Genomic DNA, 23,624 nt, shown 5'->3' with positions numbered 1-23,624 from the left:
TGGCTTTGCCTCAATTCCCGCTGATCCAGAATACTCCTGTGGGGGGACACCCATGCGCAGGGCAAGGTTCACAGAGATGATATAGTCCAAAAAGGGTAAATAAATGTTAAGAATCGTCTCCTGCATAGCCAAGGGGATCGACTAGAAAATAGTGAGTATTGGTGTGGCGTGAGGAATCAACCATGACTGGGCAGCAGCCGATTCGGTTCGGAACCGATGGCATTCGTGGACGGGCGGGGGAGTTGCTAACCCCCAACTTGGCCTTGAGCTTGGGATATTGGGTGGGAGAAGTGCTGCGACAAAGGACGGATGCACCCCAGCGCCCCTTTATCATTGGTCAAGATTCCCGCAACTCCAGTGATATGTTGGCCACAGCCTTGGCCGCCGGCTTAACCGCCGCTGGTTTTGAAGTGTGGAATGTGGGTCTGTGCCCGACCCCCTGTATTGCCTACCTAACGGCCACCACAGAAGCCATCGGTGGCGCCATGATTTCCGCCAGTCACAATCCCCCCGCCGATAACGGCATTAAAATTTTTGGCAGCGATGGCAGCAAGCTCAGCCCTGATCTGCAAAAAGAAATTGAAGCCCACCTAAATGCTGGCCTATCCTTGCCCCATACGGAGCACTGGGGGCATTTGCATCATCGTCCCGAATTGCTTCAGCGCTATCGCCATGCGGTGCAAGCGCCCCTTGAGGATCGTCAACCGCTGCGGAGACTGCGGGTGGTGTTGGATTTGGCTTGGGGATCTGCGGTGGCGGTGGCACCGACGGTGTTCCATGCCCTAGGGGCTGAGGTGATTGCTCTCCACGATCGCGCCGATGGCGATCGCATTAATGTCAACTGCGGTTCCACCCATTTAGAACCATTACAACAGGCTGTCCGTGAAACCCGTGCCGCTATGGGGTTTGCCTTTGATGGCGATGCCGATCGCGTGCTGGCGGTGGATAGCCAAGGGCGGGTGGTTGATGGCGATCACATTCTCTACTTCTGGGGACAACGGCTTCAGTCGCAGGCACAACTCCCCAAGGATTTGATTGTCGCCACTGTGATGTCAAATCTCGGCTTTGAGCGAGCTTGGCAAGCGCGGGGTGGACAACTGGTGCGGGCTGCTGTGGGCGATCAATACGTCCATGCAGAGATGCTGCGCCACGGTGCCATGCTGGGGGGAGAACAGTCGGGACACATCCTCTGCCGTCACTATGGTGTGGGGGGGGATGGCTTGCTCACAGCGGTTCATTTAGCGACCCTAGTTCAGGATTCCCGTCTATCCTTGGCACAACTGCGAGACCAAAGTTTTACCGCCTACCCGCAAATTCTTCGCAATGTCCGTGTTGACGATCGACAGCGACGACTCCACTGGCAAGAATGTGAGCCTTTGCAACAGATGATTACCAAAGCGCAACTGGATATGGGCGATCGCGGGCGAGTCTTAGTACGTGCCTCTGGGACAGAACCCGTTATCCGCGTCATGGTGGAAGCCGAGCAGCAAAGTGTTGCTGATTATTGGACAGAGACCTTGGTGCAGACGGTGACTGCTTATTTAGCGGCCTAGGAACAGGCGTCACTAGCTTGTATGATAATTGCCTAGTCGCGCTCTAGCCATTTCCTTGTCAGTCTCGCGTTTTCAAGCTGCCTGTGAGCAGGGTGAGTTTCTCATCACCGCAGAGGTTTGCCCCCCTAAGGGTAGGGATGCCAGTACGATGTTGCGCCAAGCAGCCCATCTCAAGGGGCGGGTTCATGCGGTCAATGTCACCGATGGCAGTCGCGCTGTGTTGCGCATGAGTTCTTGGGCAGCCGCCTATTTGTTGCAACAGCAGGGGTTTGAACCCATTTGCCAGATCGCCTGTCGCGATCGCAACCGCATTGCCCTGCAAGCGGATCTCATGGGCATTGCTGCTTTAGGTTTGCACAACATTTTGGCACTCACGGGCGACCCCGTCAAAGCAGGCGATCATCCCCAAGCCAAACCCGTCTTTGATTTGGAGTCTGTGCGGCTATTGCGCGTCATTGGCCAACTGAATCAAGGGGTGGATAGCGAGGATCGCCCCCTAGCCGATGGAGCGACGCAATTTTTTGCCGGGGCAGCGGTTGATCCTCAGTCTGCCAGTTGGTCAGGCCTGCAACAACGGTTTGAACGCAAATTGGCAGCGGGTGCTCAATTTTTCCAGACGCAGTTAATTACTGACTTTGAGCGGCTAGCCAAGTTTATGGATCAGATTGCGGCGGGCTGTGGGCGACCCATTCTTGCTGGAATTTTTCTCCTCAAGTCGGCCAAAAATGCTCTGTTTATCAATCGCGCTGTGCCCGGTGCACTGATTCCCCAGCACCTTATTGATCGCCTTGCCGCTGCCGCTGATCCCCTCGATGAAGGGATAACTATTGCTGCCGAGCAAGTACAACAGGCGCGGGAACTCTGCCAGGGGGTGCACTTAATGGCGGTGCGCCGTGAGGATTTGATTCCCGAAATTCTCAACCGAGCGGGAATTGCTCCCCTTAGCGCGTCACCTGCACCCCGCGCCAAAACGCCACATAGCCCTTGATATTGGCTGCCGCCGGCTTGGGATCGGGGTAGTACCATGCCGCATCACGGTTCACCTCACCATTGACAACAACGTGGTAGTAGCTGGCTGTGCCTTTCCAACCACAAACGGTGTGGGTATCGCTGGGCTGAAAATAGGCCGGATTGAGTGCCTCTGGCGGAAAATAAACATTGCCTTCGACCACTTCATAGCGATCGCTCTCGGCCAAGGTTGCGCCTTTCCAAACTGCTTTTGCCATTGCTTTTTTTCTCAGTCGTTCCCCTTCTTAAGATAAAGCAGGTGCCGTCAGCGGGCTAGGCACATTGGGGCGATCGGAACGAATTTGACCGTCACGAAACTGAATAATGCGGTGCGTGACAGCCGCCACATCGGGTTCATGGGTCACCATAATTACCGTCATGCCGGCCGCATTGAGTTGCCCAAAGATAGCAAGAATTTCCGCCGTGGTGTGGCTATCGAGGGCACCGGTGGGTTCATCGGCGAGCAGGAGTAGCGGCTGATTGACAATGGCGCGGGCGATCGCCACCCGTTGTTGCTGTCCTCCCGAGAGTTGATTGGGACGATTCTCAAGGCGGTGACCCAACCCCACCTGTTCCAATGCAGCGATCGCGCGATCGCGCCGTTCCTTGGGGGGAACTTGGGCATAGACCATGGGTAGCATCACATTTTCCAGTGCCGTGAGTTGCCCCAGCAAGTAAAACTGTTGAAAGACAAAACCAATCTTGGCATTGCGAATATGGGCGAGTTCATCATCACTGAGGTGTGCCACATCTTGGCCATCGAGAAAGTAGCGGCCAGAGGTCGGGCGATCTAAACAGCCAATAATATTCATCATTGTGGACTTCCCTGACCCCGAAGCCCCCATAATTGCACAGTACTCTCCCCGCTGAATGTTGAGATTCACCTCCCTAAGGGCGTGAACTTCCGTTTCCCCTTGGCCATACACTTTAGAAATCTGTTCTAGGCAAATGAGCGGCGGGTCCAGCATTACAATGAGGTGACAAGGCCATTTGCACTCATTCTAAAGCCTTTTTTCATAACCTTGGTGGCGAATAGATGGCGTATGGTAGAACAAACAAGTGAGTGAGGAGAATGAACCATGGGGTGCAAATCATTACCAAGGCTACACAACACCGTCATCACCCTGGCGATCGCCAGTGGATTCACCCTTGGGGCAACACTGATGGTACCCCGCTCGGCCACTGCTCAACCCATGCCCGTCAGCCCAAGCTCCTATAGTTTTACCAGCATTAACCCCCTTCAGGACTATCTCCTGGGTGCAGGGGATGTGCTTTTCATTGAAGTGGTCAACCTGCCACCAACAGTTACTAATCAACGACAATTCACTGTTAATCTCGATGGCTCAGTCACCCTACCTTTGGCAGGGCGCGTCATGGTGGGTGGCTTAACTCTCCCCCAAGCGGAGCAGGTGATTCTGAACGCCTATAGTAAAGTCCTCCGCTTTCCAGCGGTAACGGTTACATTGCAGACGCCGCGCCCCATGAAGATTTTAGTGGCAGGTGAGGTGAGCCGTCCAGGCTCCTATGTTGTTCCTTTTACTTCTGTATCAGCTTCTGCCCCCGGTATCGGCCTTTCCGGTGGCTTAACATGGCCTCGCCTGAGCCAAGTCCTTGCTCAAAGCGGTGGAATTACCCAAGAGGCCGATATTCGCAACATTGAGATACGCCGCCAACTGGGGAATGGCCAAACAGCCGTAACCAGAATTAATCTTTGGGAGATGATTCAGTCGGGGGATGCGAACCAAGATATCACGCTGCGCAGTGATGATGTGATTGTGGTGCCCAAGGCGAAGGAAGTGAATGCGGCTGAAGCGGTACGGGTGGCCTCGGCAACGTTTTCACCACAGGTAATTCGGGTACAGGTTCTGGGTGAGGTGGCACGACCCGGTTTTGTTGAAGTGCCTGCCAATGCCACCCTTACCCAAGGAATTGGGGCAGCAGGTGGATTTAATGTGCAGCGTGCTAACACATCAAGGGTGACGCTAGTGCGGCTGAATCGGGACGGGACGGTCAGTCGGCGGCGGATTCCCTTTAGCTTGGCAGCTCAACCCGATGCCAATAGCAATCCGGTGTTGCAACAGGGGGATGTGATTGTGGTGGAACGGTCAGCGCTGACGCAGGTGGGGGATACAATTGGAAACGCACTGCGTCCCTTGGGAGCCTTGGGAACCTTGGGCTTCTTTATTAATCTCTTTAATTAACTAGGGGACTGCCCATGTCGCTGCCGCACAGGGTACCCAATTTACGGGTGGTCGATCGCTCGCCCCGTTCATCACCGCTGCGACCGAAAAAAGAATCTGGACTACACACTTTTGGCGATCGCTGTCGGCGACGGTGGCGACTACTGTCAGGAACGGTTTTACTCTCATTCTTGGTCATGGGGGGGTATGTTTTCTGGCAACCCGAAATGTACGAGGCCTATTTTCGCCTTCTGATGGAACCAGTGAAGGAACCACAGCCTGCGCCAACCCTGACCCCCCGTGATGGCATTGCCAGTACCCTCCCCTCCCCGCCGCCAACCACACCCCCTCCAGTGGATGTGGGGTCACAGATTCTCGTTCTAGAAAGTGACAAAGTACTAGCTCCCATTGCCCAGAAACTACAACAGCAGTATCCTCATTTGACCACGCGGGTCTTAGCTGAGCATCTGGAAATTCGACCAGTGGTTAGTTCCGCCACAGAGCAACTGCCGACCCAAACAAAAGTACTAGAAGTGGTCTATCGCGATCGCCAGCCAGAAATCGTGACCGCAGTATTAAAGGCCGTGGCAGAGGCCTTTGTTGACTACAGTCAGCGCGATCGCCAAGAACAACTCAATCGCACCCTAGAGCAACTGGACAAAGACATCAATCAGCACCTTACAGAATTAGAGCAACTCCAGCAGCAACTCCAAGCCAGCCAACCCCAAGGCACGAGCCTGCAACCCTCAGAACAACTGCGCTTTTTAACAGAACAGTATCGCCAAATCCATAGCCTGCGCCAAGCGGCTCGCCTGAAGGCCGTGGAAGCCTACGGTCGTTTTCAAGGGTTTCAAGAACAACTCAAGATGACGCCCGCAGAAGCCCTAGCAGCAGCGAACTTAAGTACCTCCCCTGCTTATCAGCAACAACTGGCACGCATTCAAGAACTGGATCAAGAAATTGCCAAGAATCTAGCCATTTTTCGGGAAGGGACACCCGTTATCCAAGCTCTTGAGGAACAGCGGCGAGTTTTGGTGGAGCAATTGCAGGCGATCGCCCGCCAAGTGATTGGTGAGCAATATCAAGTGGACAACCCCACGGCCCTAGGCTTTCAGGGAACAGTGTCACAAACGCTGATTACCAACTACATTACGGCGTGGATTGAATACGAAAACCAGCGGCGCTATGATGCTGAGCTTGCGGCTCCCCAAGCGGCGGTTGCCCAACAATTACAACAACTGAGTAGCCAACTCCCCGCCATTGATCGCCTTGAACATCGGATTCGGACGGCCAACCTCTCCCTTGAGATGCTCAATCAAGCCCGACAGGCAGTGCAACTACAACTGGCGCAGAATTACTTTGCGTGGCAGGTGTTGACGGATTTAGAGAATCCCGCTGTCCAACCCACCTTCCCGCGCTTACTGCTGTTGGTGCTAGGGGCGATCGCCAGCCTTGTGTTGGGGGTTCTGGCTACTTATGTTGCAGATGCAGCCGCCAATACGTTTGTCAGTCCAGCCCAAGTGGAAGATGCCCTCGGCTTGCCCCTCCTTGGCAAAATTCCCAAGGCAACCCCCCAAACCAATCTCCGCTTAGAGCGCGCGGTGAAGGGCAATTCAGGGCTGTGGCAGGTGACTCAAGTCCTACCCTTTGTCGGGGAATGGGTGAAGTTTCAGGAAACCTTTCACCATGTGTTTGCCAACCTTCAAGCCGTGGGTTTGGGGCATTCGTTAGCCGTGATTTCAGCCCTACCCACTGATGGGCGCACCACCGTTGCTCTGCATCTTGCCCTTGCTGCCGCAGGCACGGGGCAGCGGGTTCTGCTGATTGATGGGGATTTACGGCGACCCCAGATTCACCGCTATCTCGGCCTGACGAATGAACAGGGCTTGGCGGATTGGTTAATTCATCGGCGGCACTGGTATAGCGTTGCTCAGGCGCGGCGCGGTCTGGCAATTTTAACCGCTGGTGAGTTGCGGCAACAGCCGATGCGGCTCCTCAGCCAAGACACGCTCAAACAGTTCATGGCTCACCTGAAAAACTATTTTGATCTGGTGATTGTGGATACACCCCCCTTGGCCAACTTTGCTGATGCCAAACTCTGGTCGGGACTGGTGGATCAGACCCTTGTGGTAGTGAATCTGAAGGCACCCCAGCAGCCTGTGCGACTAGCCTTGGCAGATTACAGTTTGGGGCGTGGTAGCGCTCTGGGCGTTGTGGTGAATCTCGCCTAAAGTTAAGCTATTCCTCAAAGAACCAAAGTTCCTTGTTGATACTCTCATCCAGCACTTGGGGGGGGCGTAAGACGAGCAGGAGTTGGCCAAGAATTGGCGCTGTAGGGGGTTCAGGAAACCAAGCCAGTTGGACAGGATCGCTGGCCGCAGGTGCAATCAACAGATAGCGATCGCGATCCCATTCTGGAAGACCACGATCCACTATCAGGAGCACTTGTTCAATGGGGAGTCCCTCAGGCGTGGGCGGTAATTCTGCGGGTAGGTCTGCCACTGGCCAAAGCACCGCGACTGGGTCAACAGCATTTAGGAGAACCTGCCAACTGGGGAGAGCCACGAGGGTCATGGGTTGAGGAACAGCGACTAATTGCAAGGCGCCTGTAGAAGTTAACTGGGGCACTTGATTAAAGGCTGCAGCAGCGAGCGGGGCTGTTCCTGCGACCGGAACGAGGTAGGGCAGGTCTTCAGCGGAATCCAAGCGGTAAAGGGGGAGTCGGGGTTGGCTAGCAGCGGGAACCACGGTAAAGTCCGTCAGCAGTTTTTCAAGCGCTTGGCGACCTGTGGCGGATTCAACAAAGCGAAAGCCTTGGGCAATGAGACGCGATCGCTGGGCTAAATCGCGTTGCTGCCGCGCCAGTTGCCAATAGTAGCGACCAATGCGATCGCCCACACTCTCACCAAAACCTGCACTCTCATCCTTTTGATAGCTCACGGCCTTGAGGGCACGGCAGACCTCATGAACCGCAGTGACATCCAGTTGTTTCTCAACAATGAGTGTGGCTGCTGCAAGGCGATCGCTCCCTGACAACACCCGCAGTTCATAGAGCAGATCGCTGCCCCGCGTTTGAAAATAGGCACGCACCGCTTCCGGCGCCTCGCGCAGGCTCTGACTCACTTGCAGGGCAATGATCAGTTGATTTTGGTGGATGGGTTCAATGCCCGTGGCCTCAAAAATCGCTTGGGGAGATAGCCCTTGTTTTTGCAGTTGCTGGCATCCGGCTCCCCAATCCTGCCAAGTGCCCTCCTTGCGGCGTAGGCGTTGCAGCACTTCCGTTGTCAGGGCATCCTGTTCTTGACTCATTTAATCACCTCCTATTGACAGGGAAGCATGCTATACAATTGCCTAAGATTGCCTAGCGATCGCGCACCGTTGTCCCTTGGCGTTGAATGGCCAGCACCTCCACCCGTGCCTGCACATCAAACTTTGCCCAAGTCTCCTTGAGGGCAGTGGCAATGGCGGAAGCGGTAACGGGATCCCCGAGGGCTAAAAGCGTGGGTCCTGCGCCACTAATGACCAAACCGTGGGCACCCGCCTCAAGAGCCGCCCTGTGGAGGTCGGTATAGCCTTTGATCAGACTTTGGCGGTAGGGTTGATGCAGGCGATCGCCCAAGGCCAGTTGCAGCCACTCCCGTTGACCCGTTTCCAAACCCCGCAGCAGAGCACCAAGGTGACTGATATTAAAAACTGCATCACCGTAGGTACAGTGGGGGGGCAGCACTTGCCGCGCTGTTTCCGTGGCTAGCTCAAAGTCTGGAATCGCCACAATCGGCACCACATCCTGATCCCAAGGAATCTCTAGCCAATGCCATCCCCCTGCACTCCCTTGGACAGCAAGACGACAGCCCCCTAGCAAGGCCGGCACCACATTATCGGGGTGGCCTTCCATTTCAATGGCCAATTCCAGAACCTCGGTATGACTGAGGGGAAAGCCCGCCAGCCGATTGGCCCCTACTAAGCCGCCAATAATTGCGGTTGCTGAACTGCCGAGGCCCCGTGCGAGGGGAACCCCCAGATCAATCTCTAAATACACAGGTGGGGCTTCACGCCCTAGATATTGATAGAGACGGTGGTAGGCACGATAGGCCAAATTGTCGGAGCTACTGCTGACACCGGCTGCCTCAGTGCCCCGCACGTTGACATGGGGGCGATCGCTCAAGGAAAAGGTGAACGTATTGGTGAGGGTCAGAGCGGCTCCTAAGCAATCAAACCCCGGACCCAAATTAGCCGTTGTTGCTGGCACAGTCACCACTGTCATCATCGGTTACACTTCCTCCCCGGTACCAAAGGCGCGATCCCCCGCATCCCCTAAGCCAGGCACAATAAAGCCCTGCTCATTCACTGTCTCATCAATCGTGGCTGCATAGACTTGCACTGCGGGAAAATGGGCACCGAGTTTCTGCAAAGCTGGCGGCGCAGTGACCACGGAAATGATTCGCACCAAGGCTGGGTCAATCCCCCGCTGCACCAGTTCCTGCATTGCTGTCATGATTGAACCTCCCGTTGCCAGCATCGGCTCACTAATCAGGACACGGGTTTGCGGGTCAAACTGCGGGGGCAACTTATTGAGATAGCAACTGGGTTCAAGGGTGGCCTCATCCCGCACAATCCCTAAGTGGTACGTCTTTGCTGTCGGTAAGACCCCTTGGGCACCGTCGAGCAAGGCCAAACCCGCCCGCAGAATGGGTACCACCACGACGGGTACTTGCGGATTCACCACCAGCGCTGCACAGGGGGCAAGGGGCGTTTCAACCACTGTTTCCACCGTTGGCAACCATTCCCGTACCGCCTCATAGGCCAACCAGCGACCTAGCTCCGTCATGGCTACGCGAAACAGAGGGGTGGGCGTGTTGCGATCGCGAGCCACCGTTAGCCAATGTTGAATGAGGGGATGAGGGGGGACATAAATGCGCAATTGGGGGGTCACAGTATCGCTCCAATACGTACCCGGCGAGCTTTCCTATTCTCCACTGAAATCGTCCCCTTTAGACACGGCCAAATCGCCGCTGTCGCTGTTGGTAATCCCGGAGCGCCTCATGGAAAGCAGCGCGGTCAAAATCCGGCCAGAGGGTCTTGGTGACGTAAATTTCTGAATAGGCCACCTGCCACAGCAAAAAGTTACTGACGCGCATCTCGCCACTGGTGCGAATCAACAAATCGGGATCCGGTAGGCCGCCCGTGTACAAATGGCGTTCAAAGAGTACCTCATCAATATCGGCGGGGTCAAGGCGTCCCGCTTTCACTTGGGCTGCAATCGAACGGCAAGCGTGGATAATTTCCCGTCGCCCACCATAGTTGGTTGCCACCACAAATTTAATTTTTTGGTTATTGGCCGTAGCGGTCATCGCTCGCTCAATTTCCGCTTGTAGGGAGTTCGGCAAACACGCCAAGTCACCCACAAAGTGAATTTGCACGCCCTCGGCAACCATTTCCGCCAGCTCCCGCCGCAACACTCGCTCAAAGAGGGTCATCAGAAAATCCACCTCCGGCAGGGGGCGCCCCCAGTTTTCTGTGGAGAAGGCGTAGGCGGTCAGGGCTTCAATGCCCCAATCTTTGCAACAGCGCAGCAGATCCTTGAGGGTGTCCACCCCGCGTTGGTGTCCCATAATTCGCGGTAAATTGCGCTGCTTTGCCCAGCGGCCATTGCCATCCATAATCACCGCCACATGGCGAGGTAGGCGATCGCGATCTAGATCTTCGGGTAACTCAATGAGTGAATGGGGCTGTAGCATCATGGACACATCCTATTGGCGGAAATTAGCGCAGTGGCCATACAGTCTTCCAAAATTTTAAGCTGTGCCGACGTTGACGGGGTTGTGAAGTTCCCGTCCCTTGATCCTGCACATATTGCCGCAACAATTCCCCTAGTTTACTGCTGGTGAGGGGACGTTGAAGCTCCCCCTTAAAGGCAAGGGAAATTGACCCCGTTTCCTCAGAGACCACTACACAGACACAGTGGCTAATGCGTTCGGTAATCCCTAGGGCGGCGCGATGGCGAGTGCCCAACTGCCAAGGCCCCGTGCGATCCGAGAGGGGCAGGATCAACTTTGCCGCAATCACTTCAGCCCCCCGCACCCAAATTGCGCCATCGTGCAGGGGGGAACTCACCTGAAAAATTGAGGTAATGAGTTCCGGTGAAAGGCGGGCATTGAGGGCGATCCCTGCATGGGTAAAATCTTGGGGGCTGAGCTTTGTATGGGTTTCCAGCAGAATGAGTGCCCCCGTACGATCTTGAGATAATCCCTTCACGGCCGTCACAATCAAATCAACGGCATCATTGGTCAGGCTCGACTCGGCCACGGGCTGCATAAAGCCGAAAAACTGTCCTCGTCCCAACTGTTCCAGAAAAATGCGAATTTCCGATTGCAGAATAACGGCTAAGGCCACCGCAGAGCCAATCACTAAGTTGTGCAGCACAAAGCTCAAAAACTGTAGCTCAATGGCACGACTGAGGGAGGTTGCCAAAAGGAGGAAGATAAAGCCCCGTATCATCCAGAGGGTTCGCCGCTCGGCCACAACCCGCAAAATAGCGTAGGTTAGGGTCAAGACCAAAACCACATCCACGACTGTTCGCACCTTGGCCAGTGTCTGCGAGGACAGCAGCAGCCACGACAAGTTACCTAGGAGGCTTATCATCCCATCGTGCTCGTCACCTCCTAGGGGGCGGGGGTGCTCAATCGCAGGGGCAAGACATCATGGGCCACCAAATCAGCGTAGGTTTCCCGTTGCAGGATCAGGTTGGCTTCCCCCTCACAGACCACCACCGCCGCCGGCCGGGGCACACGATTGTAGTTGGAGGCCATGCTGTAGTTGTAGGCACCCGTACTGGCCACCACTAAAATATCATTGGCTTGCAGGGGGGGTAGGGTGACTTGGGGCAGCAGAATATCGCCCGATTCGCAGTGCTTACCGGCAACACGCACGGTTTCTGTGGCGGCAGTGGTCATGCGATTGGCACACAGGGCTGTATATTGCGCCTGATAGGTAATCGGTCGTGGATTATCGGACATCCCCCCATCGACAGCGATATAGGTGCGTAGCTCAGGAATCACCTTACGGCTGCCCACCGTGTAGGCCGTCACTGCCGCAGGTCCAACGATGGAGCGACCCGGCTCACAGATGAGTTTGGGTAAGGGAAGATGGCGTTGCTGACAGGCTTGGCTCAGTTGATGACTAATGGCCTTTGTCCAGTGGGCGATCGCCGGCGGGTTATCGGACTCGATGTAGCGAATGCCAAGACCACCCCCCACATTCAGTTCGCGCATGGGTAGCATCGCTTCACGGGCTTGAGCCAGCCAATCCACAAGGACATCACAGAGGTCTAAATGGGGTTGTTCCTCAAAAATCTGTGAGCCAATGTGGGCGTGGAGTCCGACCCAGTCCAGTTCGGGATGCGCCTTAGCAAACTGAAGCAACTCTGGAAACTGTTGCGGGTCAAAGCCAAATTTGCTGTCTAGATGTCCAGTGCGGATATATTCGTGGGTGTGGCATTCAATCCCCGGTGTCAACCGCAACATGACGCGCGGTGGGGTCGAGAGATCATGCTCCTCAACGTAGACAGCAAGGCGCTCTAGTTCTAGCCAGTTATCGGCAACAATCGTGCAATTGACCTCAAGGGCATAGAGGAGTTCTTGGGGGGACTTGTTATTACCGTGGAAGTAAATGTGGCTGGCGGGGACGCCGGCACTCAAGGCAGTGTAGAGTTCACCCCCGGAGGCCACATCAATCCCCAAGCCTTCACTGTGGGCAAGGGCACAGGTGGCCAAGCAGTTCCAAGCCTTTGAAGCGTAGAGCACCAAAAATTCACCACCGTAGGTCTGCTGGAGGGTGTCTTGGTATTGACGGCAGGCGGTGCGAAAGGTGAACTCATCAAGGATGTAGAGGGGAGAGCCAAACTGAGCCACTAACTCCACCACATCACACCCACCAATGGTGAGATGGCCTCGGGCATTGGTTTGCGCAGTCAGGGGTAAAATTTGTTGATTGGCAGCAAGCGGGGTGGAGATCATGGGTCAGTATCGGCAGAAATTAGGGGAATATAAAGAACAAATCGCTATTCTTAATTCTAGGGGGATTTGGGCGATCGCTCCCTTCATCTGTTGAGTCTCTGCTGAACCTGTAGTTCATCGAACCGTCCCTCAGCTATTTTGCTGCTGTCCCTGTCCAATTGAGGAAAAAGGGGGGTAGCCCTTCTTGGCCGTTGATCACAATCACTTGGGGCACTTGGGCACCGCCTTCACGCCATGCTTCGATCGCTTCCTTTTGCAGCACTAACTGGCCACCCGGAGCTTTGAGGGTTTCGGCAAGGAGGCGTTGGGCTTCCGCTTTCCCTTGGGCACGGTTAATTTCCGCTTGCGCCTGTTGAGCCGCCTCTTGGGCGATATAGACCGCCCGTTGTGCCCGCTGCTCAGCAATTTGCTTATCCTCGACGGCCTTGGAAAATTCCTCCGAAAAGTCAAGGTTAACGACACTGGTATCCAGTACGAGAATGTGGTACTTGGCTAGGCGATCGCCAAGGGCATGATCAAAATCCTCCTTAAGTTCATCCCGCTTGGTAATAGCCTCCTCCGCCGTGCGACGGGCAGCAGCAATTTTGAAGGCCTCTTGGGTCTGGGGAGCAATGATTTTGGCGACGATATTTTCTAGGGTCCCTTGGGTGCGGCGCACATCCACGATGGCCATGGGGTCTAGGCGAAAGTTGATGGCAAAACTGGCGGTAATGTCCTGCAAATCTTTGGTGGCACTTTCCGCTGGCACTTCAAACTTCTGTACAGTTACGTCATAGACATCCACACTGGCAATAAACGGCGGTTTCCAGTGGATGCCCTCGAGGAGGGGAGTATCCTGAGCTTTACCCAAAATACTCAGCACCCCTGCTTGGCCAGGATTAATAATCACCACGGCATTCAAAAGGACAACCAGCAAGACAATGGCGATCGCCACCACTGAGGAGGTGAGCCGCGAACTGAGGAGTTGATTCATGACCCAAGAATTGAATTTCTGCTTTGATTATAGGCGGTGCTTCCCGCCGATCCGGAAGGCAATTCCTTGCTAGAGTACAGATAGTCTGTCATTTGCTGAGCGTCCTATGCGGTTGCCCCTTACTGCTGCCCAAGCGGCCTACTATGGTGATGCCTACTATCGCACCCCACCCCCCGATCTCCCTTCACTGCTGTTGAAGGAGCGGATCGTCTATCTCGGCATGCCTTTGGTGCCAGCGGTTACGGAACTGATCATTGCGGAACTGCTCTATCTGCAATACGACGATCCCGAAAAACCCATCCGCATTTACATTAACTCGACGGGAACCTCCCGCTACGATGGCGAACCCATTGGCTTTGAAACAGAAGCCTTTGCCATCTGCGACACCATGCGCTACATTAAGCCCCCTGTGCATACGATCTGCATTGGTCAAGCGATGGGGATGGCCGCCATGTTGCTCTCAGCGGGGACAAAGGGGTATCGAGCCAGTTTACCCCACGCCACGATTGTTCTGCACCAAACCAAGAGCTATGCCCAAGGACAGGCCACCGATATTCAAATTCGTGCCAAGGAGGTTCTGGCCAATAAGGCAATGATGGTGGAGATTTTGGCGCAAAATACCGGTCAACCCCCCGAACGCATTACCCGCGATATGGATCGGCTGCTTTATATGACGCCGCAAATGGCCAAGGAATACGGCATTATTGACCGCATCCTCGAACCCGAAGCGGTGACCAAGAAACTGCCCGCCACTCTCACCTAGTGCAAGACGGCTGCCCAGTCGCGGCCAATGCGAATCGTAATATCCGAAGACAGCACCCCCGTGGAGTTGGCGGATACTCGCCCCATGCCAAGGACAGAACGAATCATTTGCGCAGCCCCAATATCCCCTTGCTGTGCCACAATCTCTGTTTCGGGGGTTTGCTGATACCACTCTTCACTGATGATCACATTGGTATAGCCGTGGTGGGCGAGGAAATCCGCCATGTCTTGGGCAGCGTCACTGCTACCGGAGGCATTTTGCAGCGCAATGCGTAGCGTCCCTGTTTCACGCCACGTATGGTCAACCAGCTTTGAGGGGCGATCGCTAAAGTGCTCAGCAACCACCCGATCAATGCGGTCATAGTCAGGAAGCCAGTAGCTGACCTCATAGCTATCACCACTAAAGCGTCCCGGCAGCAGAATCAAACGCAGGTTGTCTGGCTCAATGCGCAAACTAAATTGGGCGATCGCCATCAGTTCGGCAAAGGTTAAATCCGTATCCACATATTTTTGCAGGACGCTGTAGATTTTCGGCACCTGGGTCAGCATGACGGGATTGGCCAGTTTCTTTTGCAGCGCCTTGATCAGCATTTGCTGCCGCTGGGCACGACCAATATCCCCCAGTTCATCGTAACGAAAGCGAACAAAGCCCTCTGCTTGCTCCCCGTTCAGGGTTTGCAGCCCCGGTTGAAGATCAATGTAAAGTTTTTGGGTGTGATCGGTATAAACCATCCGCTTGGGCACGTTGACCTCGACACCGCCCACCAGATCCACCAATTCTCGAAATGCATCTGTATCAATGCGAATGTAGCGATCAATGGGGGTATAGTTGAGGATTTCGCTGACCACCCGCACCGTTAGATCGACCTCTCCATAAACATTGGCCGCATTAATTTTGTCGATGCCATGTCCGGGAATTTCCACACGGGTATCACGGGGAATACTCAAGACCGTAATCGTGCCATTTTCAGGGTTAAACCGCGCCAGCAGCATCGTATCCGTGCGACCACGGAACCGTTTCGGAGAACCTTCAGGGGCATCCAAGACATTATCCACCCCCAGTACCAAGAGGTTCACTGGCCGACTCATGCCATACTGGAACCCCCGTGTCATCATTTCCAGCCAAGAGGGATCCCGTTGGCCACGATGGTTCGTGCCCTGAAAGGGTGACATCAAAACAAATGTCATGCCCGCAAAGGCAGAAACCAAGGACACACCACTAAAGGCAGCAATCCAGCCTAGGGTACGCCATGGCGAAGGGCGCGATCGCTGACCCTTGCTTTTTTGAGATACTTTTTGCCTTCCCCGACCACCCACAGTAGAACTCACCGATTTACGCTGTTGAACGCCTCTTGCCACAAACTCACTCCCGAAATAAAAACCAATCGTGGGCTAGTCGGGTGGACGCAATCCCTGTCTTTAGTGTAGGGGATTGATTACTGATCCCGCACTTATACCTATTGAACTGCCCCAAGCAAGGCTTGTTTCTATTTTTCGGCCCATTCCTGAGATTTATGCGCTGGGCATTGGAAATTTTGCCGCTGGCAGCTTAGTAGAGCCGCTCAAGGACATAATCTGTTAACTGGCTGAGGGCCTGACGCGGTTCCGACGGAGGCAGCACTTCAAGCGCCGGTAGAGCCGCTTGGGCATATTCCTTGGCTAAATTGCGGGCGTCTTCAATGGCACCACTTTGGCGCACTAGGTTGAGGGCGGTTTCCAAATCCCCTTCTTCACTAAACTCTCGCTCAATGAGGGTATGCAAGTAGGGCGCTTTGGGTAGGGCAAAGAGAACCGGTGCAGTTAGGTTGCCATCCCGCAGATCTGAGCCAGCGGGTTTCCCTAGTTCTGCGGTGGAGCGGGTGAAGTCAAGGATGTCATCGACGATTTGAAAGGCTAGACCCAAATTTTTGCCGTAGGTGTACATGGCCTCGATGGTTTCTGGCGGCGCTTCACTGAGAACCGCTGCCGCCTTGGCACTGTTGGCAATGAGGGAAGCCGTCTTGTAGTAGGTTTTCAGTAGATAGTCGTCTAGGGTAATGCTGGTGTCAAAGCGGTTAAAGCCTTGGCGAATTTCCCCTTCAGCAAAGTCTTTGATCACTTGGGAGAGGAGCTTCACCACTTGCAGGTTATCCAAATCCGCTAAGTACCAAGAGGCTTGGGCAAAGAGAAAGTCTCCTGCTTGAATGGCCACCCGATTGCCAAAAACACTGTTAACCGTGGGCACACCGCGCCGTAGTTGCGCTTGATCCACCACATCATCATGAAAGAGACTGGCGGTATGAATCATTTCCGTAATTTCTGCTAAGCGGCAGTGCCGCGGGGTAATCCCCTGATCGGGCAGCGTGGCTCGCGACACCAAAAAGACAATGGCGGGTCGAATGCGCTTTCCACTGGCAGCAAAAAGATGTTCGGCGGCAGCAGAGAGTACGGCGTGTTGTGCTCCAATCAGTGCCTTCAGGTTCTCCGTTAGTACACAGAGATCCGCTTCGACAGGTGAAAAAAGAGAGGTTACCGAAGTCATGGACGGGCTGGCCGCAGAAGTTACGAAATTTTACAGAATCCTAGTTGTATTCTAAGCGAACCCTCCAATCTTGGGTAAGGGTTCCGATGAATTTTCAGCTAGGCTCAAAATTGAGAGCCACCCCGCTCGTAGGGTCAAACAGATAAAGATGGCGAGCCTGCAACTGGAGAGGGTCACCCATTTGAGGGATTTGGTGATTAGGGGCTAACCACAGCAGTTCTTGGGAACTATCCATGAGGCGACAGCGGACAATGGCTTCGCGGCCTAGGGGTTCAACGAGGGTGGCGATCGCCCCCAAGCCCTTCTCACTGATAGACAAATGCTCTGGGCGAATGCCCACGGTGAGGGGTTGTTCACTTTTTAGCGGCCAATGGGGGGTGTCTGGACAGGGCAAGGGCTGCTGCGCTAGCCACAGGCGGCTGCCATCCCAGCGAGCGGGCAGTAAATTCATCGGCGGGGTGCCCAAAAATCGCGCCACCATGGTATTGGCGGGTTTGTCGTAGAGATCAGCAGGGGTGCCAATTTGCTGGATTTGACCGCGATCCAGCACCACAATGCGATCGCCAAGGGTCATGGCCTCCACTTGATCATGGGTGACATAGAGGGTGGTAATGCCCAGTTGTTGATGTAATTGTTTCAGTTCAGCACGGGTTTGTTCCCGCAATTGGGCATCAAGGTTGGAGAGGGGTTCATCGAGGAGAAACACTTGGGGCGATCGCGCCAAGGCCCTTCCCAAGGCCACCCGCTGTTGCTGACCACCGGAGAGTTGACGCGGTTTGCGCTGCAGCAGGGACTCAATCCCCAGTAGCTTAGCCACTTGAAGAATCCGTTGCTGCCGTGTGGCCGGATCAACACCGCGCATTTTCAGACCAAAGCCAAGGTTTTCGGCCACGGTCATGTGGGGATAGAGGGCATAGTTCTGAAAGACCATTGCCACATCGCGATCGCGCCCACTCAGGCCATTGACACAGGTATCGCCAATGGAGATCTCCCCACTGGTGGGCTGCTCTAGACCAGCAATAAGCCGCAACAGGGTAGATTTACCACAACCCGAAGGCCCGACAATCACCCAAAGCGCCCCTGCGGGCACAGTTAGAGAGAGTGGACCAATTCCCACTCCTGGAGCAAATCGCCGCGTGACTCCCTCTAAGCGCAGTGTTGCCGCCACAACCTATCGCCAGCCCACCCACGTAAAGAAATCTTGGCCAGTGACCCACTCCAGCACCAGCAGGGCAATAAAGCCAACCATGGCAAAGCGGCCATTGATCAGCTCCGCATAGCGCGACCAACCAAATTGCGGGGTCAAATCATCAGGTGTTGGTTCACTCATGGTGTTTAGGTATGCAAAACAACTTCTTTAGCTTGGCATAGAGCCTTCACTTTGTACTCACATTTTAGAAGACGGCTGTTTCTGCTGTAGGGCGGTGATCACTGCCTTAATTTGGGCTTGACCAGCAGACTTTGCAAATCGCAGCGGAAACTTACCCCGTCGCAATAACCGCCAGCCCAAGGGGGCAAGGCTTGCCACACCCTTGAGATCTCGAAAACGATTGCCCACTACTTGGAGGCCAAATTGTCGCTCATCCACCCAGCCGCCTTCTTTCACCAGTTCCAAGAGCACTTGCCGATGGCGGAGGGGTCGCTCTTCATTGCGGCTTGCCCCTGTTGAGCGGGCTAAAATGGCCTGCTTGATCTCACTAATGCGATCGAGGGGTTGTACGCCCACGGGACACACGGTGTTGCAATTAAAACAACGGGTACAGCCCCACACGCCACTGGTGGCAGTGTTGTATTGGTCTAGGCGTTGGTCAGTTTCGCTATCGCGGGTATCAGCCACAAGGCGAGCTGCTTTGGCAAGGGCATGGGGGCCAACAAAGTCGGGATTCACTTCCACCGCATTACAGGCACCGTAGCAGGCACCACAGAGAATACAGTTGCCAGAGGCATTGAGTTTGGCGCGATCGCTGGGGGATTGCAGAAACTCCCGCTCAGGCACTTGCCGTGCCGCTGTACTCACGTAAGGATTAACGGCTGAAAGTTTTTGCCAAAAATCGCTCATGTCCACGACAAGGTCTTTGAGGACAGGCAAATTCCCCAAGGGAGCGATCGCAATTTGGTTGGGCACAGGACTATTGGCCAACTCGGCGCGAATACTTTGTTGACAGGCAAGGGCAGAACGACCATTAATGGTCATCGCGCAACTGCCGCAGATGGTGTTTCGACAATTCTTGCGAAAGCTGAGGCTACCGTCGTGGTATCCCTTGATTTGAATGAGGGCATCAAGAATGGTGAGGGAAGGATCAATCTCTAGTTCAAAGGTTTGCCAATAGGCGCTCTTGTTGGGTGCTTGGCGGCGAATCGTCAACTGAATTGTCATATGCTGGCGTCGGCCCAGTGTAGTTTCCAGTGTATAGCAAGCACTGCGGCGATGATGAAAGTTGCAAAATCCCTACTTTACTTTCTGATCACAGGCCTCCTAGAGCTGGGGGGAGCCTATCTTGTCTGGCTGTGGCTACGGGAGCATAAAAGCATTGGGTATGCCTTAGCGGGGGCGATCGTCCTTTTTATGTATGGCATGGTACCGACGCTGCAACCTGCGCATTTCGGTCGTGTTCAGGCTGCCTATAGTGGCATTTTCCTGCTGGTGGTTCTGTTTTGGGGTTGGGGAATTGATAAGGTGCGCCCCGATAAGTTTGATTTGCTCGGTGCTGGGGTTGCCCTCCTAGGAACGCTGATTATCATGTACGCGCCAAGAAGCCATTGACAGCGTCGCGATCGCCCCAAGGTCACTCTATAAGCTGGGCTTATTTAATCTATTTGAAAGTAATGTTTATTAAATGTGTGTGTTGCTGAAGAATTTACTATAGAGTAAGGCAAGCAAATCAAAAAGCTTGAATAGATAAAAGACTATGTTTGCGCCGTTGACCAACGGATGCAGGGAGGGCGATCGCCCAAATAGTCTTCTATCAACTTCAACATCTACAGCCCCATGGATAGCCCCTGATAATTAAGGAGGAATAGTACTGTGGATTTTCTCGGTCAGTTTTTGCAAGATTTTGTCAAGCAATTACAGTCGCCTACCCTTGGCTTCTTGCTGGGGGGCATGGTCATTGCAGCGCTGGGCAGTCAACTTCAGATTCCCGATGCCATCTATAAGTTCATTATTTTTATGTTGCTAATGAAAGTCGGCCTCAGCGATGGGATTGCGATTCGCAGTTCCAACCTACAGGAGATGCTCTTGCCAGCACTCTTTGTTGTGGCGATGGGGATTCTCATTGTATTTATTGGCCGTTATACCTTAGCAAAGCTTCCGAAGGTCAAAACCGTGGACGCGATCGCTACCGCAGGTTTATTTGGGGCTGTAAGTGGTTCGATGTGAGTGGTTCGACCATGGCAGCAGCACTAACGGCTCTGGAGGCGCAGAAAATTAGCTATGAACCTTGGGCAGCCGCACTGTATCCGTTCATGGATATTCCGGCTCTGGTGACAGCCATTGTCGTTGCCAGCATTTACCTCAAGAAAAAACAGGAGAAAAAGGCGCCGGCTTCCCTCAGTGCCGTTGGTGCCGATGCGGGTGCAAGGAGCGCCACAGGTTATGCCGGGAGCACCAGTGAGTATCCCACCACTGCCAGTGAGTACCGCAGTCAACAAAGCAAACGAGCCAGAATCTGGCCGATTGTCAAAGAAAGTCTGCAAGGGGCAGCCCTTTCGGCACTGCTGCTGGGCGTTGCCTTGGGCATCTTTACCCGTCCCGACAGTGTCTATGAGAGTTTTTACAACCCTCTGTTTCGCGGTTTACTCTCGGTGTTGATGCTCGTTATGGGGATGGAGGCTTGGTCACGCTTGGGTGAGTTGCGTAAAGTTGCTCAATGGTATGTGGTCTATGCCGTGGTGGCACCCCTCGTTCATGGCCTGATTGCCTTTGGTTTGGGAATGATTGCCCACTATGTCACTGGCTTTAGCCTTGGAGGTGTAGTGATTCTAGCCGTGATTGCCTGCTCTAGTTCCGATATTTCTGGGCCGTCAACATTACGGGCAGGGATTCCCTCCGCTAACCCTTCCGCCTATATTGGTGCTTCCACCGCGATCGGGACTCCCATTGCCATTGGCCTAGGAATTCCGCTTTACCTTGGCCTTGCCCAAGCAATCATGGGCGGCAGCTAGTGACCCAAACGCGCCAATTTCACTCAAGGAGGTACTCAGAATGGCCAAGCCAGCAAAGCAGCTCGTGATTGTGACCGAGAAGATTCTCTTGAAAAAAATTGCCCAAATCATTGATGAGGCCGGGGCGACTGGCTACACCGTGATGGAAACCGGCGGCAAAGGGAGTCGCAATGTGCGCTCCTCTGATCAACCCAGCGTTTCCGATACCCAAGCCAATATCAAGTTCGAGGTACTCACCCAGACACGGGAAATGGCCGAAAAAATTGTGGATCGGGTGGCAGTCGAGTTTTTCAACGACTATGCAGGCATTGCTTACATCTACGATGCCGAAGTGTTGTACGCCCACAGCTTTTGTGGTCCTGAGGGTTGCTGAAATTTCTGGGGCTTGACAAGACGCCCCCTAATTTTTTAAGCTAAGAATCTGTTGCGGGTATAGCTCAGTGGTAGAGCGCAACCTTGCCAAGGTTGATGTCGCGCGTTCGAATCGCGTTACCCGCTTTTGAAATAGCAAACGATCGCCCTCTTCTTTTGAAAAGCACTTAGCTCTTTGCTAATCGGTATCAGCATGAAAATAGCGGTAAATTTTTTCCGCTAGACGGGGGCCGACCCCATGTACCTGCGCCAACTGTTCGGGCGTGGCCATGCGGATGTAGTCAATGGAACGAAAGGTGGCGAAGAGTTCCTTTTGGCGTTGATAGCCCAAGCCGGGAATTTGGTCGAGGTGCAATCGCCGTTGGCGTTGGGCGCGTTTTTGACGGTGGAAGTTCAGGGCAAAGCGGTGAGCCTCATCGCGGACGCGGCGTAGCAATTGCACCCCCGGTTGCTCTGGATCGGTCGGCAGAGGCTGGCGGTGGTGGGGTAGGAAAATCTCCTCCCGCTGTTTGGCCAAGCTGAGGAGGGTGAGATCCCCTAGGAGCGGCTCCAACACCTGAACTACGGCGGAGAGTTGCCCCTTACCGCCATCAATGAGGACAATATCTGGCCAGTCATCAGCCTCTGGAGGGTCACCCTTGCCCTCAAGGTAGGGGGCAAAGCGGCGGCGGAGAATCTCGGCAAGACTGGCAAAGTCGTCGGAGTGGCCAAGTTTTACTTCAGGGTTGCGGATGTTGTAGTGGCGATAGTGCTGCTTGGCGGGCAAGCCATCAATAAAGACAACCCGTGAGGCCACAGCGTCAGACCCTTGAATGTGGGAAATGTCGTAGCCCTCAATGCGGTGGGGCAGGGTGTCAAGGCCAAGGAGTTGGGCTAAATCTTCAAGAGCCATTTGGGTGCGATCGCTGGCCTGTTGAATGCGTGCCAATTCTAATTCTGCATTGCGTTGCACCATGGCAATGAGTTCTGCTTTTGCCTGCCGCTGGGGGACGGTGAGGGTGACGGCGCGGCCTTTCTTTTCGCTCAAGTAGGTACGCAGCAGATCCGCCTCAGGTAGGGGATGTTGCAGCAAAATTTCACTGGGAATTTCTACATCATCCACTTGGGCATAGTGTTCTTCAAGCACCCGTTGCAAAATCGTGCCCACACTGCCACTTTGAGCATCGGCAACGAAGGCCAAGCGTCCCACCAAGCGACCCGCACGAATTTGAAAGAGTTGAATGGCAGCATGGCGATCGCCGAGGGCAAGGGCAATGGCATCCCGTGACACCGTATCGTCCGGCAAGGACACCTTTTGATCCACTCCTAAATGCTCAAGGCCACGAATTTGATCCCGTAGTCGTGCCGCCAGTTCAAAATTCAGATCCGCCGCCGCTTGCGCCATTTGTGCTTGGAGCTGTGCCACGAGTTCCCCTGTGCGTCCCTGAAAGATCATGGCCACCTTGTGCAGCGTTTGCCGATACTCCTGCGGTGAAATCAGCCCTTGGCAGACCCCCGGACAGCGGCCAATGTCATAGTTCAGACAGGGGCGATCCTTAAAGAGGGGGCGGGGACGTTGCCGCAGCGGAAAAAGCCGCTTCACAAGGGCAAGGGTTTGGCGCAGGCGAAAGCTATCGACATAGGGGCCATAGTAGCGATCCTTGGGGGAATCACTGCGAGTATCGCCGAAATTACCCAATTGGCGTTTGCGGGTAATGAAAATGCGGGGGTAGGGTTCTGACCACGTAATACAGACGTAGGGATATTTCTTGTCATCCTTGAGGAGAACGTTGAAGTGGGGCTGATGCTGCTTGATTAAATTGGCTTCGAGGGCAAGGGCCTCGGCTTCCGTATCGGTGACGATGAATTCAATGTCCGCCACCTGATAGACCATTAATTCAAGGCGCGGCCCCAGTTGGGCTGGCTCACGAAAATAGGAGCGCACCCGCGATCGCAGGCGTTTGGACTTGCCAATGTAGAGAATTTGATCCGTCTTGTCCTTGAAAAAATAAACGCCGGGAGTCAAGGGCAGTTGCCGCAAGATCTGTTCCAAGCGATCGCGATCCTGAATCAAGGGCTGAAGCATGCTGCCACCTC

Annotated in this window: 24 protein-coding genes and 1 tRNA gene; 10 read left to right on the top strand and 15 right to left on the bottom strand. The window is 54.4% G+C overall.

All coding sequences use genetic code 11. From position 1 onward, the window contains the following. Nucleotides 1–182 precede the first annotated feature (182 nt). Entirely contained in the window at nt 183–1,553 is a 1,371-nt protein-coding gene (glmM, locus tag RHK62_RS09015; RefSeq protein WP_206200268.1) for a phosphoglucosamine mutase, read from the top strand. Nucleotides 1,554–1,608: 55 nt separating this feature from the next. Beyond that, nucleotides 1,609–2,541 (top strand): methylenetetrahydrofolate reductase, encoded by a 933-nt coding sequence (locus RHK62_RS09010; protein WP_302678348.1) that lies wholly within the window; start codon nt 1,609–1,611, stop codon nt 2,539–2,541. Here RHK62_RS09010 and RHK62_RS09005 read toward each other — a convergent pair. Continuing rightward, entirely contained in the window at nt 2,495–2,779 is a 285-nt protein-coding gene (locus tag RHK62_RS09005; RefSeq protein WP_310438552.1) for a DUF427 domain-containing protein, read from the bottom strand. The genes RHK62_RS09010 and RHK62_RS09005 overlap by 47 nt on opposite strands. 27 nt (nt 2,780–2,806) lie before the next feature. Next, complete coding sequence (locus RHK62_RS09000; protein ID WP_206200265.1) at nt 2,807–3,529, bottom strand: ABC transporter ATP-binding protein; 723 nt, start codon at nt 3,527–3,529, stop codon at nt 2,807–2,809. Nucleotides 3,530–3,640: 111 nt separating this feature from the next. Between RHK62_RS09000 and RHK62_RS08995 the strand changes: the two genes are divergently transcribed. Together RHK62_RS08995 and RHK62_RS08990 are read left to right on the top strand one after the other, a co-directional pair. Beyond that, complete coding sequence (locus RHK62_RS08995) at nt 3,641–4,762, top strand: polysaccharide biosynthesis/export family protein (protein ID WP_310453610.1); 1,122 nt, start codon at nt 3,641–3,643, stop codon at nt 4,760–4,762. Nucleotides 4,763–4,776: 14 nt separating this feature from the next. After that, on the top strand, nt 4,777–6,972 hold the full coding sequence (locus RHK62_RS08990) for a polysaccharide biosynthesis tyrosine autokinase (RefSeq protein WP_206200263.1): 2,196 nt from the start codon (nt 4,777–4,779) through the stop codon (nt 6,970–6,972). A gap of 7 nt (nt 6,973–6,979) precedes the next feature. Here the strand turns inward: RHK62_RS08990 and RHK62_RS08985 are convergent, their stop codons facing one another. From RHK62_RS08985 to RHK62_RS08955, 7 genes are all read right to left on the bottom strand, one after another. Continuing rightward, entirely contained in the window at nt 6,980–8,050 is a 1,071-nt protein-coding gene (locus RHK62_RS08985; RefSeq protein WP_310453609.1) for a RuBisCO accumulation factor 1, read from the bottom strand. A 52-nt stretch (nt 8,051–8,102) separates the two neighbouring features. After that, on the bottom strand, nt 8,103–9,008 hold the full coding sequence (thrB, locus tag RHK62_RS08980; protein WP_286625156.1) for a homoserine kinase: 906 nt from the start codon (nt 9,006–9,008) through the stop codon (nt 8,103–8,105). 3 nt (nt 9,009–9,011) lie between these two features. After that, a complete protein-coding gene (gene upp / locus RHK62_RS08975) occupies nt 9,012–9,674 on the bottom strand; it encodes a uracil phosphoribosyltransferase (protein ID WP_310438548.1) in 663 nt (220 codons plus the stop codon). Nucleotides 9,675–9,732: 58 nt separating this feature from the next. Then, nucleotides 9,733–10,482 carry a polyprenyl diphosphate synthase gene (gene uppS, locus RHK62_RS08970; RefSeq protein WP_310453608.1) on the bottom strand — a complete coding sequence of 250 codons (750 nt, stop codon included), beginning with the start codon at nt 10,480–10,482 and terminating at the stop codon, nt 9,733–9,735. A gap of 22 nt (nt 10,483–10,504) precedes the next feature. Further along, complete coding sequence (gene cdaA / locus RHK62_RS08965; protein ID WP_310453607.1) at nt 10,505–11,383, bottom strand: diadenylate cyclase CdaA; 879 nt, start codon at nt 11,381–11,383, stop codon at nt 10,505–10,507. Nucleotides 11,384–11,403: 20 nt separating this feature from the next. Then, a complete protein-coding gene (lysA, locus tag RHK62_RS08960; RefSeq protein ID WP_310453606.1) occupies nt 11,404–12,756 on the bottom strand; it encodes a diaminopimelate decarboxylase in 1,353 nt (450 codons plus the stop codon). 133 nt (nt 12,757–12,889) lie between these two features. Continuing rightward, nucleotides 12,890–13,729 carry a prohibitin family protein gene (locus RHK62_RS08955; RefSeq protein WP_206200257.1) on the bottom strand — a complete coding sequence of 280 codons (840 nt, stop codon included), beginning with the start codon at nt 13,727–13,729 and terminating at the stop codon, nt 12,890–12,892. Between the two features lie 106 nt (nt 13,730–13,835). Between RHK62_RS08955 and RHK62_RS08950 the strand changes: the two genes are divergently transcribed. Then, nucleotides 13,836–14,492 carry an ATP-dependent Clp protease proteolytic subunit gene (locus tag RHK62_RS08950; RefSeq protein WP_310438546.1) on the top strand — a complete coding sequence of 219 codons (657 nt, stop codon included), beginning with the start codon at nt 13,836–13,838 and terminating at the stop codon, nt 14,490–14,492. Here RHK62_RS08950 and RHK62_RS08945 read toward each other — a convergent pair. The 5 genes from RHK62_RS08945 to RHK62_RS08925 form a co-directional block, all read right to left on the bottom strand. After that, nucleotides 14,489–15,850, bottom strand: a complete 1,362-nt coding sequence (locus RHK62_RS08945; RefSeq protein ID WP_206200255.1) for an LCP family protein — start codon at nt 15,848–15,850, stop codon at nt 14,489–14,491. The two genes, RHK62_RS08950 and RHK62_RS08945, sit on opposite strands and share 4 nt — an antisense overlap. Before the next feature lie 190 nt (nt 15,851–16,040). Then, a complete protein-coding gene (gene sds / locus RHK62_RS08940) occupies nt 16,041–17,012 on the bottom strand; it encodes a solanesyl diphosphate synthase (protein ID WP_011057594.1) in 972 nt (323 codons plus the stop codon). Between the two features lie 94 nt (nt 17,013–17,106). Further along, nucleotides 17,107–18,180, bottom strand: a complete 1,074-nt coding sequence (locus RHK62_RS08935) for an ABC transporter ATP-binding protein (protein WP_206200253.1) — start codon at nt 18,178–18,180, stop codon at nt 17,107–17,109. 3 nt (nt 18,181–18,183) lie between these two features. Further along, nucleotides 18,184–18,342: a chlorophyll a/b-binding protein gene (locus RHK62_RS08930; protein ID WP_206200252.1), complete on the bottom strand. Its 159-nt coding sequence runs from the start codon at nt 18,340–18,342 to the stop codon at nt 18,184–18,186. Nucleotides 18,343–18,399: 57 nt separating this feature from the next. Further along, nucleotides 18,400–19,389 carry a succinate dehydrogenase/fumarate reductase iron-sulfur subunit gene (locus RHK62_RS08925; protein WP_310453605.1) on the bottom strand — a complete coding sequence of 330 codons (990 nt, stop codon included), beginning with the start codon at nt 19,387–19,389 and terminating at the stop codon, nt 18,400–18,402. A gap of 54 nt (nt 19,390–19,443) precedes the next feature. Between RHK62_RS08925 and RHK62_RS08920 the strand changes: the two genes are divergently transcribed. From RHK62_RS08920 to RHK62_RS08905, 5 genes are all read left to right on the top strand, one after another. After that, complete coding sequence (locus RHK62_RS08920; RefSeq protein ID WP_206201697.1) at nt 19,444–19,776, top strand: YnfA family protein; 333 nt, start codon at nt 19,444–19,446, stop codon at nt 19,774–19,776. Nucleotides 19,777–20,037: 261 nt separating this feature from the next. Continuing rightward, nucleotides 20,038–20,391 carry a sodium-dependent bicarbonate transport family permease gene (locus tag RHK62_RS13105; protein WP_399364130.1) on the top strand — a complete coding sequence of 118 codons (354 nt, stop codon included), beginning with the start codon at nt 20,038–20,040 and terminating at the stop codon, nt 20,389–20,391. Between the two features lie 11 nt (nt 20,392–20,402). Next, nucleotides 20,403–21,176: a sodium-dependent bicarbonate transport family permease gene (locus RHK62_RS08915; protein ID WP_399378070.1), complete on the top strand. Its 774-nt coding sequence runs from the start codon at nt 20,403–20,405 to the stop codon at nt 21,174–21,176. Nucleotides 21,177–21,216: 40 nt separating this feature from the next. After that, nucleotides 21,217–21,549 carry a P-II family nitrogen regulator gene (locus RHK62_RS08910; protein ID WP_206200250.1) on the top strand — a complete coding sequence of 111 codons (333 nt, stop codon included), beginning with the start codon at nt 21,217–21,219 and terminating at the stop codon, nt 21,547–21,549. A gap of 53 nt (nt 21,550–21,602) precedes the next feature. Next, nucleotides 21,603–21,674: transfer RNA gene (locus tag RHK62_RS08905), tRNA-Gly, on the top strand. A 52-nt stretch (nt 21,675–21,726) separates the two neighbouring features. On the opposite strand, the gene uvrC is transcribed toward RHK62_RS08905, so the two are convergent. After that, nucleotides 21,727–23,613 carry an excinuclease ABC subunit UvrC gene (gene uvrC / locus RHK62_RS08900; protein ID WP_310453604.1) on the bottom strand — a complete coding sequence of 629 codons (1,887 nt, stop codon included), beginning with the start codon at nt 23,611–23,613 and terminating at the stop codon, nt 21,727–21,729. Nucleotides 23,614–23,624 lie beyond the last annotated feature (11 nt).

The sequence above is a fragment of the Thermosynechococcus sp. HY213 genome, assembly GCF_031460975.1.
Lineage (GTDB): Bacteria > Cyanobacteriota > Cyanobacteriia > Thermosynechococcales > Thermosynechococcaceae > Thermosynechococcus.
Note: the sequence above shows the minus strand (reverse complement) of the source record. Positions and strands in the feature narration are given on the sequence as shown.